The sequence below is a fragment of the Pseudomonas sp. L7 genome, from assembly GCF_046605565.1.
Classification (GTDB): Bacteria; Pseudomonadota; Gammaproteobacteria; order Pseudomonadales; family Pseudomonadaceae; genus Aquipseudomonas; species Aquipseudomonas wayambapalatensis.
Genome location: NZ_CP176784.1, coordinates 3,636,385 through 3,651,535, shown reverse-complemented (window position 1 = coordinate 3,651,535; position 15,151 = coordinate 3,636,385). Strand labels below are relative to the sequence as shown.

Here is a 15,151-nt window from a genome sequence, read left to right as displayed (position 1 = left end):
GCAGGTTGCAGATATATAACACCCCGTTCTATATCGACTTTTCCCAGGGTTTGTGAAATGTCGAGTCGGCAAGGAGTACGCGGACCATGAGTGAGACGGCCTTGATGGCGATGGCTGGACGTTTTCTTTCAGCGCTAAGGCATTGCCAGGTGTTGCAGATGCGTGTCCATCACGCTGATGCCGAGGGCATGACCCTGATACTGCCCTGGTCGGAAGCGATCGTTGGCAATCCACAGACTGGCGCCGTCCATGGCGGCGTGCTGACCACGCTGATGGACACCACCTGCGGCATGGCCACCCTTTGTGTACTGCCGCAGTTCGAAGTCTGCCCGACCCTGGACCTGCGTATCGACTACATGCATCCTGCGCAGCCTGGCAAGGACATCCATGGCCATGCCCAATGTTATCGCGTCACCCGTGATGTGATCTTCACCCGCGGTACGGCCTATCAGGACGACCCTGCTCAGCCGATCTGTCAGGTGGTCGGCACCTTCATGCGTCTTGGGCAGGAGGCCCGAGGTGGTATCCGTTTCGGCAGCGGCCTCAAGGAGGGCAGGGCATGATTCCCGAGGATGTTCGCAAGCAGCTGATTCAGGCCCATGCCCGCGGCGACTATGCGCCGTTGCTGGCGCTGATTCCCTACGCCGCGCTTATCGGCATCGAATGCGAGCGCCAGGGCGATGACCTGCTGTTCCGCCTGCCGGCCAATCAGGACAACATCGGCAACCCCTTGCTGCCGGCCATCCATGGAGGTGTCATTGCAGGTTTCATGGAGCTTTCGGCGGCGCTCTATTTGTTGATCTTCAGCGAAAGCCTCAGTATTCCCAAGATCATCGACTTCTCCATCGACTACCTGCGCGCCGGGCACTACCGCGACACTTATGCCCAGTGCCAGCTATGGCGCCAAGGCCGTCGAGTGACCAACGTGGCGATCACCGCCTGGCAAGGCGATCGCGACTCGCCCATCGCCACCGCTCGGGCGCATTTCAAGATCGAACCGCATAAGCCCTTGAAATAGTCGGACATGCCCCCATCTGTTGAGCATCTGCCCGGCCATGCGCAATTGCCGTCGGGTGCAATGACCAACAGATCGGAGTTTGAAGACGATGAGTGTGGAGACTCAAAAAGAAACCCTGGGCTTCCAGACCGAGGTCAAGCAACTGCTGCACCTCATGATCCATTCGCTGTACTCGAACAAGGAGATCTTCCTGCGCGAGCTGATCTCCAACGCTTCCGACGCTGCTGACAAACTGCGTTTCGAAGCCCTGGCCAAGCCTGAGCTGCTCGAAGGCGATGCCGATCTGAAGATTCGCGTCAGCTTCGACAAGGACGCTGGCACCGTGACGCTGGAGGATAACGGCATCGGCATGAGCCGCGCCGATGTCATCGCGCACCTGGGCACCATTGCCAAGTCCGGCACTGCCGACTTCATGAAGAACCTCACCGGTGACCAGAAGAAGGATTCGCACCTGATCGGTCAGTTCGGTGTGGGCTTCTACTCTGCCTTCATCGTCGCCGACAAGGTCGATGTCTTCAGCCGTCGTGCCGGCGCACCCGCAGCCGAAGGCGTGCACTGGTCGTCCAAAGGCGAGGGCGACTTCGAAGTCGCCACCATCGACAAGCCGCAGCGCGGCACTCGCATCGTCCTGCACTTGAAGAAGGACGAGCAGGAGTTCGCCGACGGCTGGCGTCTGCGCAACGTGGTCAAGAAGTACTCCGACCACATTGCCCTGCCGATCCAGTTGCCCAAGGAGCATGCTGCTGCCGCCGAAGGCGAAGAACAGCCGGCCGAGGAATGGGAAACCGTCAACCGCGCCAGCGCCCTGTGGACCCGTTCGCGTACCGAGATCAAGGACGAGGAATACCAGGAGTTCTACAAGCACATCGGCCATGACTTCGAGAACCCGCTGGCCTGGAGCCACAACAAGGTCGAAGGCAAGCTTGAGTACAACTCGCTGCTGTACGTACCGGCCCGCGCCCCCTTCGACCTGTACCAGCGCGAAGCGCCGCGCGGCCTGAAACTGTATGTGCAGCGCGTGTTCATCATGGACCAGGCCGAGTCGTTCCTGCCGCTGTACCTGCGCTTCATCAAGGGTGTGGTCGACTCCAACGACCTTTCGCTGAACGTGTCGCGCGAAATCCTGCAGAAAGACCCGATCATCGACTCGATGAAGTCGGCCCTGACCAAGCGTGTATTGGACATGCTGGAGAAGCTGGCCAAGAACGAGCCCGAGCAGTACAAAGGCTTCTGGAAGAACTTCGGCCAGGTGCTGAAGGAAGGCCCGGCAGAAGACTTCGCCAACAAGGAGAAGATCGCAGGTCTGCTGCGCTTTGCCTCCACCCACGACGACAGCGGCGAACAGAGCGTCAGCCTGGCGGACTACCTGGCCCGCGCCAAGGAAGGCCAGGACAAGATCTACTACCTCACCGGTGAGTCGTATGCGCAGGTGAAGAACAGCCCGCACCTGGAAGTCTTCCGCAAGAAAGGCATCGAAGTGCTGCTGCTGACCGATCGCATCGACGAGTGGCTGATGAGCTACCTGAGCGAGTTCGAAGGCAAGGGCTTCGTTGACGTCGCTCGTGGCGACCTGGACCTGGGCAAGCTGGATTCCGAAGAGGACAAGAAGGCCCAGGAAGAAGTCGCCAAGGACAAGGAAGGGCTGGTCGAGCGTCTGAAGAGTGCGCTAGGTGACAGCGTGGCTGAAGTCCGCGTTTCCCACCGCCTGACCGACTCGCCGGCGATCCTGGCCATTGGCGAGCAGGACCTGGGCTTGCAGATGCGCCAGATCCTCGAGGCCAGCGGGCAGAAGGTGCCGGATTCCAAGCCGATCTTCGAGTTCAACCCGACTCACCCGCTGATCGAGAAGCTCGACAACGAGCAGAGCGAGGACCGCTTCTCGGAGCTGTCGCACATCCTGTTCGACCAGGCGGCCTTGGCTGCCGGTGACAGCCTGAAGGATCCAGCGGCCTATGTACGTCGCTTGAACAAGCTGCTGGTCGAGCTGTCTGCCTGAGTTCGAGCTTCATGAAAAAACCCGCTTCGGCGGGTTTTTTTGTGCCCGTTCACACTTATCAATTGCAGGCTCGCTTTTTTCTAATGTGACCTTTCTGGCAATCATGAAGATCGTCCGCATCGGCTAGCCTTTTGCACCGGGGTCCGTACACACTAGGGTCGTGATACCGAACAGTTCCAGGTTCAGGAGGAGTTTGATGAGCAAGGTAATCGTCGAGTCGCTGGTCTATCACGTTTCCGGCAAGGGCTATGAAAGCCGTCTGGTTTATGAGCCGGGGGCGCTGGGGCGGCCGGGGCTGGTGATGGCGCCGAATTGGATGGGCATCGGTGAAGGCGCCGAGCGAATCGCCAAGGAAGTGGCCGAGAAGGGCTATGTGGTGCTGATCGCTGATCTGTACGGCCAGGGCGTGCGTCCGTCGAACGCCGATGAGGCGGGTGCGGCGATGATGCCGTTGAAGAATGACCGGGCCGAGCTGCGCAAGCGCATGCAGGAGGCCCTGGCGCAACTGCTCGGGCAGTCCAAGGCGCTGTTGGCGCCGGGCAAGGTCGGTACTTTCGGTTTCTGCTTCGGTGGCTGCTGCGCCCTGGAGCTGGCGCGTACTGGCGCCGACCTGAAGGCGGCGGTGTCGTTCCACGGCACCCTGGACACGCCGAACCCTGAAGACGCCAAGCGCATCAAGGGCTCGGTGCTGGTGCTCCACGGTGCTTCCGACCCGCTGGTGCCCCGAGAGCAATTGCCGGCGTTCGAGGCTGAAATGAACGCGGCCAAGGTCGATTGGCAACTGTTGAGCTATGGCGGCGCGGTGCATTCGTTTACCGACCCGAATGCCAACGTGCCGGGCAAGATGCAGTACGACCGTCGTACCTCGGAGCGGGCCTTCCGCGCGATGCACAATCTGCTGGAAGAAGTGTTTACACACTGACAGCGTATTGGGGCTGCTATGCAGCCCTTCGCGGGCAAGCCCGCTCCCACGGGTGCGGCGCTGCTTGTCAGGGTTGCTCCATCCTTGTGGGGGCTTGCCCGCGAACGGCCGCAAAGCGGCTCAACCTATCGAGGTAGCTCGATCCGGGAGGTCTCCCCCGGCACCTGTGGCCAGTCACCTGCCGCCCAGCGTGCCCGGGCCTGTTCGATCAGCTGCGGATCGCTGGCAACGAAGTTCCAGTTCATCCGCCGAGGTCCGTCCAGCGGTGCGCCGCCTATCAGCACCAGCTGGCACTCGCCTTCGGCATACAGCTCCACTTCTTCGCCCTCCGGCAACACGACCAGGCTGCACGCCTCCACCTCCTTACCATTGAGCACCAGCTCGCCATCGAGCAGGTACAGTGCCCGTTGTGCGTGCTCGTTCGGCACGATCAACGAGGTTGCCGCCTGCATCTGCACCTGGGCGTAGAGGGTAGGAGAGAGCACCGGTACTGGCGACTCCAGACAGAATCCGGTGCCGGCGATCAGGCGGATGCGTACCCCGAGGTTGTCACTTACCGGCAAGCTGCTTGCGGGGTGGTGGCTGTAGCTGGGATCGCCCTGTTCGTGGGTCTTGGGTGATGCCAGCCAGACCTGCAGGCCGTGCAGTCGCGAGCCTTTGGCGAAGGCTTGTGCCGGCGTACGCTCTACATGGGCCACGCCGCGCCCGGCAGTCATCCAGCTGACGTCACCGGGTAGCACGCGCTGGTCGGAGCCCAGGCTGTCCTTGTGCAGGATCTCGCCTTCGAACAGGTAGGTCAGGGTCGACAAGCCGATATGCGGGTGCTGGCGGATGTCCATGCCGCTGCCGGGGACAAAGTCAGTATCCAGCATGTGGTCGAAGAATACGAAGGGGCCGACGCTGCGGCACTGAGCCGAGGGTAGCGGGCGCAGGATCGGTTGGCCCTCCACCGATTCGGCGCGTGGGCGGATGATCAGGGGGCTGCTCATGGTCGGGCTCCGGACGGGCAGGGGGTGCGCCTAGCATAGCGGGTCGCGGCGGCGTGCTGAACCGTCTTGCAGGCGCGCGGGTCTACCCTGTTCCTGACTGGAACAAGGAAGCTGCTCCATGATTGCCAGAGTGCTGGCCTGCATTGTGTTATCCGGGTGCCTGTGCCAGGCGGCGCAAGCGCGCGACTATCGCTACAGTGACGCCCATCTGCATTACGTCGACTTCTTCCAGGAAACCGAAGGCATGCCTGCACTGCTGAAAGCCATGGATGAAGCCGGCGTCGAGCACACGATGATTTCCGGTATTCCGGTGGCGAAGAAATGGCATGAGGATGAACCCAAGCGCCCACGCTATTACGCGGGTGACGACGCTGATGCCTACTGGTTCAGTGCTACCGATATCCATGTAGTGGCAGCGGTGCAGAAGTTGCCGGCCGAGCAGCAGAAACGCTTTCATCCGTTCCTGTCGGGTTTCAACCCGGTGGACAAGAACGCGGTCAGCCACATCGAGCGGATGCTCGAATTGCACCCAGGGTTCTGGCAGGGCATCGGTGAGGTGTTCACCCGGCATGATGACCTCACGGCGCTGACCAGCGGTGACACGCCGCGGGCCAACAACGAAGCAATGGCGCGCATTTACCATCTGGCGGCCGAGCGAGACTTGCCGGTGCTGGTGCATTCGAACATCACCTCCAAGCGCGAGCGTAACCCGCTGTACCTGGCGGAGATCGAAGAGCCGCTGCGCAATCACCCGCATACGCGTTTCATCTGGGCCCATGCCGGTACCAGCATGGAGATTCATCGTCACCAGACGCAGATGGACTTCATCCTGCCAACGCTGGAGCGCATGCTCGAGGCTTATCCGAACCTGTATATCGACCTCTCGTGGAGTGTGCTGCGGCCTTACCTGCTGGATGAGCGAGGCGCCCCGCGCAAGGCGTGGCTGGCGTTGGTCGAGCGCTTCCCGGAGCGGTTCATGCTGGGTTCGGATGTGGTCGGCAAGTTCGGCAGTGTCGGTGAGCAGATGCACGGATTCGAGCCGTTTCTGGACGCGTTGCCTGAGGCGGTTGCGCGCAAGGTGGCGCGGGATAATTTCCTTGCGGTACTGCCCAAGCAGCGTTGAGCTACCGGCTTTTTCGCGGGCAACACAAATGAAAACGCCCCGAATCAGTCGGGGCGTTTTTGTTGTCGCAGCAGCGTCTTACTTGCCAGTCCAGCGCTTGAGCACCAGGGTGGCATTGGTGCCGCCGAAGCCGAAGCTGTTGCTCATGACCGTATCGATCTTGGCGTTTTCTTCGGTTTTACGCAGTACCGGCAGGTCAGCGACCTCTGGGTCCAGTTCGTCGATGTTGGCGGAGCCGGCGATGAAGTTGTTTTCCATCATCAGCAGGCAGTAGATCGCTTCGTGCACGCCAGCGGCGCCCAGCGAGTGGCCAGACAGGCTCTTGGTCGAGCTGATCTTGGGTGCCTTGTCGCCGAACACTTCGCGCACGCCTTTCATTTCAGCGACGTCGCCGACCGGCGTCGAGGTGCCGTGGGTGTTCAGGTAGTCGATCGGGGTGTCGACGGTGGACAGCGCCTGCTGCATGCAGCGGATCGCGCCTTCGCCGCTTGGAGCGACCATGTCGTAACCATCGGAAGTCGCGCCGTAGCCGACGATTTCGGCGTAGATCTTGGCGCCACGGGCCAGAGCGTGCTCCAGCTCCTCGACCACCACCATGCCGCCACCGCCGGCGATGACGAAGCCATCACGGTCGGCGTCGTAGGCGCGCGAGGCCAGCTCAGGGGTTTCGTTGCGCTTGGTCGACAGGGCGCCCATGGCATCGAACAGGAACGACTGGCTCCAGTGCTCTTCTTCACCGCCGCCGGCGAAGACGATGTCCTGCTTGCCCCACTGGATCTGCTCCAGCGCGGTGCCGATGCAGTGTGCGGAGGTGGCGCAGGCCGACGAGATCGAGTAGTTGATGCCCTTGATCTTGAACGGGGTGGCCAGGCACGCCGATACGGTGCTGCCCATGGTGCGGGTGACACGGTATGGGCCGACACGCTTGACGCCTTTCTCGCGCAGGGTGTCCAGTGCTTCCATCTGGTTCAGGGTCGAAGCGCCGCCGGAACCTGCAACCAGGCCGGTGCGCGGGTTGGACACCTGCTCTTCGGTCAGGCCTGCGTCCTTTATCGCGTCTTGCATCGCCAGGTAGGCGTAGGCGGCGGCGTGACCGACGAAGCGATAGACCTTGCGGTCGATCAGCTCCTCCAGGTTCAGGTCGATGGAGCCGGAAACCTGGCTACGCAGCCCCATTTCCTTGTATTCCGGGTTGTAACGGATACCCGGACGGCTGTTGCGCAGGTTTTCGGTGACGGTAGCTTTGTCATTGCCCAGGCACGAAACGATGCCCAGACCAGTGATAACGACGCGGCGCATGCGAATAACCCTTAGAAATTGTCAGTGGAGGTGAACACGCCGACCCGCAGGCCTTCGGCGGTGTAGATCTCGCGACCGTCGACGCTGACCGAGCCATCGGCGATGGCCATGTTCAGCTTGCCCTTCAGGACGCGCTTGATGTGGATGTTATAGGTGACTTTCTTGGCGGTAGGCAGCACCTGGCCGAAGAACTTCACTTCGCCCGAACCCAGTGCGCGACCGCGGCCCGGCAGGCCCTGCCAGCCGAGGAAAAAGCCAACCAGCTGCCACATGGCGTCAAGGCCCAGGCAGCCCGGCATCACCGGATCGCCTTCGAAGTGGCAGGCGAAGAACCACAGGTCTGGAGTGATATCCAGCTCGGCGACCAATTCACCTTTGCCGAACTTGCCGCCTTCCTCACTGATGTGGGTGATGCGGTCTACCATCAGCATGTTCGGGGCGGGCAGTTGCGCATTACCGGGGCCGAACAGCTCACCGCGACTGCAGCGCAGCAGGTCTTCCCGAGTAAAGGCGTGTTGTTTGGTCATGCGAGCTCCTCAATAACCCCCTGTGGCAGGGGATGAATCTTCCCGGCCGACCCAAAATCCTACGGATTCCAGGGCAGCAGCCTACAGGTAGACTATTGCGTTGTGGTGAAAGTCACAGCGCACCTGGCAAAAGAAGTACAGGTGTGCACTGAAAGTTTTATTCTCAAGGCCAACGACGGCCCTGTCCAGTCTTTAAGACTGCCGCACTTTATCATTAATCGCCAGTCGCGGCTGTCCGCCCGGGCAACCAGCGCTGCAGAATACGTTGCAGATCGGTGCGTTTGAACGGTTTGCTCAGGTAATCGTTCATTCCTGCCGCCAGGCAGCGTTCACGATCGCCCTGCAGGGCATTGGCGGTCAAGGCGATGATCGGCAGTTGTGCGCCGTGCTGGCGGATGCGGCGTGTGGCTTCGTAGCCGTCCATCTGCGGCAGGCGACAATCCATGAGGATTGCCGCAAAACTTTGCTGGCCCGCCATTTCCACCGCCTGCGCGCCGTCCAGTGCCACGCTGACCTCGAAGCCCAGACTGCGCAGCATGGCTTCGATGACGCTCTGATTGACCGGGTTGTCTTCCACCAGCAGGATCCGCTGGCCTTCGCCACCCGGCAGTGCGTCATGCTCGTGACCGAGCAGGCGCGCTGCTGGCTTGCTCGACAGCATCAGAGGGACTTCCAGGGTGAAGGTCGAACCCATGCCCTCGCGGCTTTCGCCGCGCAACTTGCCGCCCATGCGCTCGGCCAGGGTACGGGCGATGGACAAGCCCAACCCGGTGCCGCCGTAACGCCTTGAAATAGAACTGTCGGCTTGCTGGAAGGCGACGAACATCGTTTCCAGGCGATCGCTGTCGATTCCTATGCCGGTATCGCGCACCGCGCAGGTCAGCCAGAGCAGTTGGCGGTCGAGCATTTGCCAGCGGCTCTCGATCTCCACTTCGCCGCGCTCGGTGAACTTCAGCGCGTTGCCCACCAGGTTCAACAGGATCTGCCGAATGCGTGTCGGATCGCCGATCACCTGCAGGCGGTCCATGCCTGGCGGCAGGTGCAGGCGCAGGGCCAGGTTGCGCTGTTGGGCGCTGTGCTGGAACGACTGCACGCTGCTGGCAATCAGCTCGCCAAGGTTGAAATCGATGTGCTCCAGTTCCAGGCTGGTGCGTTCGATTCGCGAGAAGTCGAGGATGTCGTTGATCACCTTGAGCAGGTGGCCGGTGGACTCGCTGGCCACCGCCGTGTATTCGGCCTGCTCGTCGGTCAGTGTAGTGGTTTCCAGCAGCTGTAGCATGCCGAGTACGCCGTTCATCGGGGTCCGCAGCTCGTGGCTCATCATCGCCAGGAAGTCCGACTTGGCGCGGTTGGCCTGCTCGGCCTCTTCACGAGCCTGAGTCAACTGGGCGATGGCCTGTTTCTGCTCGTGGCTGGCCTGGTCGAGGGCGCTGGCAAGGTTGTTGATGTGCCGTGCCAGGTGACCCAGTTCGCTGTCGTCGACCACCGGCAATGGCGCGTTGAATTCACCCTGCTGGATGGCTTCGACCGCATGGCCCATGTCACTGATCGGCTTGGACAGGCTTCTGGCCAGGCGCCGGGCGAGGAGGAAGGTAAACAGCAAGGCGAACAGGGCGAGAATGCCGGCCTTGATCACGATCTCCTGCTGGCGTTCGCTGAAGGCGTCGTCGGACATGCCGACGATCACTCGCCCCAGGTAATCGTCGCCAATGCTGGGTGGCGTCTTGCCTTCCTGCAGGAAGTCGTTGTCCAGGCGGATCTGTTGCAGGCGAATGGGCGCCTGGAACACTTCGACGCGCTGGGCGCGGTTGATGCTTTCACCCGACTGCTCGACGTAGACCAGGATGTGGTTGCGGCTGTCCTGCACCTCGAGGAAACGCACGTGCGGGATGCTCAGGGTCGCCCGCATCAAGCTTTCGAGCACCTCGTTGTTGCCTGAGATCACCCCGTATTCGGAGGCTGGCGCCAGTTGGTTGGCGATCAGTTGACCGGTGTGGTTGAGCTCCTGCCGCAAGTCCTGGATACGCACGAAGGTGAAGAAGCTGATCAGCAGCAGGGTCAGCAGCAGCGCGGGGCCCAGGCTGATGATCTGGGTGCGTGTGTGGATATCCCAACTCAGGCGCTTGGTCATGGGGTGGATTCTCCTTCGGCCAGGGCCAGGGCGGCGGCGTTCGGATCGATGGGTTCCAGGCCCAGGGCGCGGGCTACCTGCTGGTTGCCGCTGACCCCGTAGTGTTTGGGGTAGAGGCTGCGGGGCCAGTGTGTCGGCGGCTGGTCGAGCAAGTCGTCGAGCACCGCCAGCCAGTCGTTCTGATCGCTGTAGGTGCTGGCAAGGGCGCCAGCGCGAACGAAGCCGGCGTTGGGGCCAATCAGCGCCATCTGTCGGCCATAGCTGCTGAGCAGGACGTTCTTGGCGGTCTTGGAGTTGTACAGGTCGGGGTCGTCGATTCCCAACAGGACGTCGCTGCTGCCCAGCAGGTGCTGCAGCGGGCGACTGTCACGCAGGTCGGCCCAGTCCTGGGCGACGATCTCCAGGCCCAGGCCACGCGCAGCCTGGCGCAATTCGTCGATCAGAAAGCGGCTGCCGGGGCCGTACAGTACGCCAATGCGTCGCGCTTGCGGCATCAGGTAGCGGGTCAGGCGCAGTTGCCGTGGTAGCGGCGGGTCGCTCCACAGCAGGCTCAGGTAGGAGGGGCGCGACTTTCCCAGGCGCTGCTCGGCCTGAACGCGACTGACCCGCATGGCCAGCGCCGCGGGACCTGCGGTTTCGCCCATGCGCCAGTCGAGTGCGGCGTTGTCCAGCAGGATCAGTCGGGTCTCGGGTTTGACCAACGCTGGGCGGGGCAGTTGCGCCACGGTCTGGAACCGCACATGGTCGTGAGGGCGGCGGGCCTCCAGTGCGGCAACGAAACTGCGCACACCGGGCTGGTCTTCGGCACCCACCAGCAGAATTTCGCTGGCCGAAAGCGCGCCCATCGGCCACAGGCACAGCAGCAGCAGGCGCAACAGGCGCAACATCAGAACTCCAGCTCCGCGCTGAAACTCAGGCGGTGGCGGCTGTCGTAGCGGTTCTGCTCGACGGTGGTGGGCTGGTCATCCAGGCGTTGCTGCCACAGCGCCGCCAGCTCCAGCGAGCTGCCATACACCCGCAGGCGCTTGGCCACGCGCAGGTCGACACGCTCGTAGCGATACTGGTTGAGGGCGTCGTCGCCATAATAGAAGAGGGCACTCGACCATCCCTGGCCCCAGTCGCGCATCCACCCGGCCGAGCCACTGTTGCGAGCGCTGAGGCGGCGGTCGTCGGGGTTGCTGGCCCAGGCGTCGACGTAGGCATAGGTCAGGCGCAGGCGGTCGCGCATGCCCAGGCGCCAGTCCAGTTGCGTCTCGGTGCCGCTGAAGCTGGCCTTGTTGGCGTTGCTGGCGATGTACTGGTTGTTTTTCAGTGGCTCGCTGATCATCCCGGTGATTTCGTCGTAGAACAGCTTGACGTCCAGGCTCAGGTCGAGGTCGGCGAAGTAGCCGTTGTAGCCCAACTCGCGTGAACGCATGCGCTCCTGGTCGAGGTTGCCCGGGCCACGGGTCTTGACGAAGTATTCACCATTGTGCAAACCCAGCACGTTGGGCGTGAGGTTCTTGACCGTGTAGCTCCAGTTGACGTTGTTCTCGAACATGTCAGGCGAACGTACGGCCTCGGAGTACACCGCGCGCAGGCCGTGGCGCGGGGTGATCAGGTAGTTGACCGCCACGCGCGGGGTCAACGAGCTGCCGGACAGCTCGCTGTCCTCGAACATGGCCCCACCCTGGAGGATCCAGTGTTCGTCGGCGCGCCATTCGAGCTGCCCGAACAGGCGCCAGGTGCGGTCGTCGAGGCTGCCGTTGAAGTAGGTCTGCGAGTCGGCGCGGTCATAGCGGTAGTTGAAGCCGCTGAGCAGGCGCAGGGTGTCGGTGAGGCTGAGGGTATCCTGGATTTCCAGGTCGTAGCGGGTTTCGCGGGTGCTCTGGTCGACATCACCGCAGACCTCACGGTTACCGCCGCTGTCCCATTGACTCTTGATCTGGTTGCGCAAGCCCTGCAGCACTGGGTCGCTGTTGTTGGGCGGATTGTTGGCGTTGCGCGCGACCTGTTCGGCGTAGTCCGGGTTGAGCTGCCACAGCCGGGTCAGCTCGGGGCTGAAGGCCAGCGTCGCATCGCAGGCACGCCATACTTGCTGGCGGTCGAACTGTTGCGCCGAGCCCTGTACGTACAGGCTGTGTTCGGGGCTGAAATCGATGTTCCAGCGCACTGAGCCTGCGTAATCCTTGGCGTTGAGGTCGGCGTTGTCGCCGCGCCCGGTGACGAAGGGGAACACCGGGGTATAGGTGTAGGGGCGTTGGTTGCTGCCTTCCTTGGCCGCCAGTTGCCATTCGAGCGTCTGGTCGGGCGCCAGGGTGTGGCTGGCGCTGAGGTTGAAGCGCGTCAGCCGACGGCTGTCGCGGTAGTCCTGGCCGTATTGGTTCTTGTCGAAGCCATCGTCCTGCATGCCGGACATCGACAGGCGCAGATCGCCGCCTTCCCAGCCGAGGCCCTGGCTGGCGTAGAAATCATTGATGCCATCCTGGCCCTGGGTGATCTTCAGTCGCGTGCCGTGGCTGTCGGCGGGGCTGCGGGTGAGGATGTTGACCACGGCCATCAGGGCGTTGGCACCATAGCTGACGGTATTGGGGCCGCGGAACACTTCGATGCGTTCGATATCCTCGATCGCCAGCGGGATATCGCTCCAGTCCACGGTGGCGAGGCCTGCTCGATACACCGAACGGCCGTCGATCAGCACCTGCATGCGCCGGGCGTCGTTGACGTTACTGCCGTGGTAGTTGACGGTCGGCTGGTTACCGGCGCCGTAGCCGATCATCATGCCGGGCACCAGGCGCAGCAGCTCGGGGATGTCTCGTGCACCGCTGGCGCGGATCAGTTCGCTGTCGAGCACGGTCATGCTGCCGGGCACTGCCGCCGGGGATTGTTTCAGGCGTGTGGCGGTCAGAACCTGCGGCAGGTTCTGGTTGTCGATGAACAGGTCATCGGCCATGGCCGAACCACCGAGCAGGACGGTCAGCAAGAGCAGGCGAGGGGCAGGAGGCGTGCCTGGGAACACGTGACGGCCTTGTTTGCGGGATAAACCAGGCATGGTAACCGACCGTGGGGGTTTTTCCAGTGATCTGCGCTGGATTTGCCGCCCTCTTCTCGGATGAATCCCCTCTTGCGGGGCATACGTTCGTGCGCCATGCCGGCGGGTTTACCCGTGAAGAGGCCGGTGCTGACACTGGTTCTGTCGCAGACGAGCCGTATAATGCCCCCGTCGCCACTCAACTTAATGGCTTTAACGGATTGAATATGACTGAACAGCAACCTGTTGCAGTTCTGGGAGGCGGGAGCTTCGGCACCGCCGTGGCGAACCTGCTGGCGGAAAACGGCAATCCAGTACGTCAATGGATGCGCGATCCCGAGCAGGCCGAGGCCATGCGCACCAACCGCGAGAATCCTCGCTATCTCAAAGGCATTCGCCTGCATGACGCTGTCGAGCCGGTCAATGACCTGCTGGCGACCCTGCAATCGAGCGACCTGGTCTTCGTTGCGCTACCGTCGAGCGCCTTGCGCAGCGTACTGGCGCCGCATGCCGAGTTGCTGCGCGGCAAGTGCCTGGTCAGCCTGACCAAGGGTATCGAGGCGCAGACATTCAAGCTGATGAGCCAGATTCTCGAAGAGATCGCCCCCCAGGCGCGTATCGGCGTACTGTCCGGGCCGAACCTGGCCCGTGAGATCGCCGAGCATGCGTTGACCGCTACTGTGGTTGCCAGTGAGGACGAGGCGCTGTGCCAGCGCGTGCAGGATGTCTTGCACGGGCGTACCTTCCGCGTCTATGCCAGCGCCGACCGATTCGGTGTGGAGCTTGGGGGCGCGCTGAAGAACGTCTACGCGATCATCGCCGGCATGGCCGTGGCGCTGGAGATGGGCGAGAACACCAAGAGCATGCTGATCACCCGGGCGCTGGCCGAGATGACCCGTTTCGCCGTGAGCCAGGGCGCCAACCCCATGACCTTCCTGGGTCTGGCAGGGGTGGGCGACCTGATCGTCACCTGCTCCTCGCCCAAGAGCCGCAACTACCAGGTCGGGCACGCCCTGGGGCAGGGGTTGAGCCTGGAAGAGGCGGTCAGCCGCCTGGGCGAAGTGGCCGAAGGGGTGAACACCTTGAAAGTACTCAAGGCCAAGGCCCAGGAAGTGCAGGTCTACATGCCGTTGGTGGCCGGGCTGCACGCGATCCTGTTCGAAGGGCGAACCCTGGCCCAGGTGATCGAGCACCTGATGCGGGCCGAGCCCAAGACCGACGTCGATTTCATTTCCACCAGCGGTTTCAACTGAGCCTTAAGCGGCCTCTAATCAGAGCAAGGAGCGACACATGAACGATACGCCTGAGCGCGCCCAGCGCGAGTCGATCATCCTGCGGGTGCTGTGGATGCTGGTGTTCCTGGTGGTCTGGCAACTGGCCGAGTTGCTGCTTGGCGGGCTGGTGCTGGTGCAGCTGATCTACCGCCTGGTGTATGGCGCGCCGAGTGCCAGCCTGATGAACTTCGGCGACAGCCTCAGCCAGTACCTGGCGCAGATCGGCCGCTTCGGCACCTTCCACACCGACCAGAAGCCCTGGCCGTTTGCCGACTGGCCGACGCCCCGCGCGCCTGAGGGCGAAGCGCCCCACACAGTGGCTGCGGCGCCGCACCCGGTGCGTGACGAGGAGCCGAAACTGTGAAGCTGTGGATTCTGCGCCACGGCGAAGCGGAGCCGCGGGCCAATACCGATGCCGAGCGTCGTCTCACGGCCCATGGTCGCGAGCAAGTGCTGCACAGTGCTGCACATCTGCTGGGCCAGCCGCTGCAGGCGATCATCGCCAGCCCCTATGTGCGCGCCCAGCAGACCGCCGCCCTGGTGCACGACACCCTTGGCTTTGCCGAACCGGTGCGCACCGTGCCGTGGTTGACCCCCGAGAGCAATGTTCGGCAGGTGATCGGCGAAATCGAGCGGCTGGCGCTGGAACATGTATTGCTGGTCAGCCATCAGCCATTGGTGGGCGCGCTGGTGGGGATGCTGGAGCATGGGCATTTGCAGCAGCCGGCACGGATGAGCACTGCGGACCTGGCAGAACTCGAGGGGGAGTTGTCACCTTTCGGTGTGATGACATTGCTGAGCCCGAGCTTCAACCCCTGAGTTCATCTGCAGCTCCTGCGCTTGCGTGGTGGGAGGCCGATCG

At 62.6% G+C, this 15,151-nt stretch carries 14 protein-coding genes; 8 read left to right on the top strand and 6 right to left on the bottom strand.

The window, feature by feature from the left end; translation table 11 throughout:
- Positions 1 to 86: 86 nt before the first annotated feature.
- The 4 genes from ACK3BK_RS16840 (at position 87) to ACK3BK_RS16825 (ending at position 3,936) form a co-directional block, all read left to right on the top strand.
- Entirely contained in the window at positions 87 to 563 is a 477-nt protein-coding gene (locus tag ACK3BK_RS16840) for a PaaI family thioesterase (RefSeq protein ID WP_186666228.1), read from the top strand.
- Positions 560 to 1,018 carry a PaaI family thioesterase gene (locus ACK3BK_RS16835; RefSeq protein WP_186666227.1) on the top strand — a complete coding sequence of 153 codons (459 nt, stop codon included), beginning with the start codon at positions 560 to 562 and terminating at the stop codon, positions 1,016 to 1,018. Before ACK3BK_RS16840 ends, ACK3BK_RS16835 begins: the two co-directional genes overlap by 4 nt.
- An 88-nt stretch (positions 1,019 to 1,106) precedes the next feature.
- Complete coding sequence (htpG, locus tag ACK3BK_RS16830; protein ID WP_411382930.1) at positions 1,107 to 3,014, top strand: molecular chaperone HtpG; 1,908 nt, start codon at positions 1,107 to 1,109, stop codon at positions 3,012 to 3,014.
- 196 nt (positions 3,015 to 3,210) lie between these two features.
- Positions 3,211 to 3,936 (top strand): dienelactone hydrolase family protein, encoded by a 726-nt coding sequence (locus ACK3BK_RS16825; protein WP_151925645.1) that lies wholly within the window; start codon positions 3,211 to 3,213, stop codon positions 3,934 to 3,936.
- 125 nt (positions 3,937 to 4,061) lie between these two features.
- Here the strand turns inward: ACK3BK_RS16825 and ACK3BK_RS16820 are convergent, their stop codons facing one another.
- Entirely contained in the window at positions 4,062 to 4,925 is an 864-nt protein-coding gene (locus ACK3BK_RS16820) for a pirin family protein (RefSeq protein ID WP_411382929.1), read from the bottom strand.
- Positions 4,926 to 5,043: 118 nt separating this feature from the next.
- Between ACK3BK_RS16820 and ACK3BK_RS16815 the strand changes: the two genes are divergently transcribed.
- On the top strand, positions 5,044 to 6,048 hold the full coding sequence (locus ACK3BK_RS16815; RefSeq protein ID WP_411382928.1) for an amidohydrolase family protein: 1,005 nt from the start codon (positions 5,044 to 5,046) through the stop codon (positions 6,046 to 6,048).
- A 78-nt stretch (positions 6,049 to 6,126) separates the two neighbouring features.
- Here ACK3BK_RS16815 and fabB read toward each other — a convergent pair whose 3' ends face one another.
- The 5 genes from fabB to ACK3BK_RS16790 all read right to left on the bottom strand — a co-directional run bounded on the left by fabB (position 6,127) and on the right by ACK3BK_RS16790 (position 13,003).
- Complete coding sequence (gene fabB / locus ACK3BK_RS16810; RefSeq protein ID WP_028690472.1) at positions 6,127 to 7,347, bottom strand: beta-ketoacyl-ACP synthase I; 1,221 nt, start codon at positions 7,345 to 7,347, stop codon at positions 6,127 to 6,129.
- Between the two features lie 11 nt (positions 7,348 to 7,358).
- Complete coding sequence (gene fabA, locus ACK3BK_RS16805) at positions 7,359 to 7,874, bottom strand: 3-hydroxyacyl-[acyl-carrier-protein] dehydratase FabA (protein WP_054894238.1); 516 nt, start codon at positions 7,872 to 7,874, stop codon at positions 7,359 to 7,361.
- A 214-nt stretch (positions 7,875 to 8,088) separates the two neighbouring features.
- Entirely contained in the window at positions 8,089 to 10,005 is a 1,917-nt protein-coding gene (locus tag ACK3BK_RS16800) for a response regulator (RefSeq protein ID WP_186666222.1), read from the bottom strand.
- Positions 10,002 to 10,892, bottom strand: a complete 891-nt coding sequence (locus ACK3BK_RS16795) for an ABC transporter substrate-binding protein (protein ID WP_411382927.1) — start codon at positions 10,890 to 10,892, stop codon at positions 10,002 to 10,004. The genes ACK3BK_RS16800 and ACK3BK_RS16795 overlap by 4 nt, the downstream gene beginning before the upstream one ends.
- Entirely contained in the window at positions 10,892 to 13,003 is a 2,112-nt protein-coding gene (locus ACK3BK_RS16790; RefSeq protein ID WP_411384484.1) for a TonB-dependent receptor plug domain-containing protein, read from the bottom strand. The genes ACK3BK_RS16795 and ACK3BK_RS16790 overlap by 1 nt, the downstream gene beginning before the upstream one ends.
- Positions 13,004 to 13,242: 239 nt before the next feature.
- Here ACK3BK_RS16790 and ACK3BK_RS16785 point away from each other — a divergent pair, with 239 nt between their 5' ends.
- From ACK3BK_RS16785 to sixA, 3 genes are read left to right on the top strand one after another with little or no spacing between them, the layout of a single operon-like run.
- Positions 13,243 to 14,268 carry an NAD(P)H-dependent glycerol-3-phosphate dehydrogenase gene (locus ACK3BK_RS16785; protein ID WP_186666218.1) on the top strand — a complete coding sequence of 342 codons (1,026 nt, stop codon included), beginning with the start codon at positions 13,243 to 13,245 and terminating at the stop codon, positions 14,266 to 14,268.
- A 37-nt stretch (positions 14,269 to 14,305) separates the two neighbouring features.
- Positions 14,306 to 14,653: a DUF4389 domain-containing protein gene (locus ACK3BK_RS16780; RefSeq protein ID WP_411382926.1), complete on the top strand. Its 348-nt coding sequence runs from the start codon at positions 14,306 to 14,308 to the stop codon at positions 14,651 to 14,653.
- Entirely contained in the window at positions 14,650 to 15,108 is a 459-nt protein-coding gene (gene sixA / locus ACK3BK_RS16775; RefSeq protein WP_186720038.1) for a phosphohistidine phosphatase SixA, read from the top strand. Before ACK3BK_RS16780 ends, sixA begins: the two co-directional genes overlap by 4 nt.
- The last annotated feature ends 43 nt before the right edge of the window (positions 15,109 to 15,151 follow it).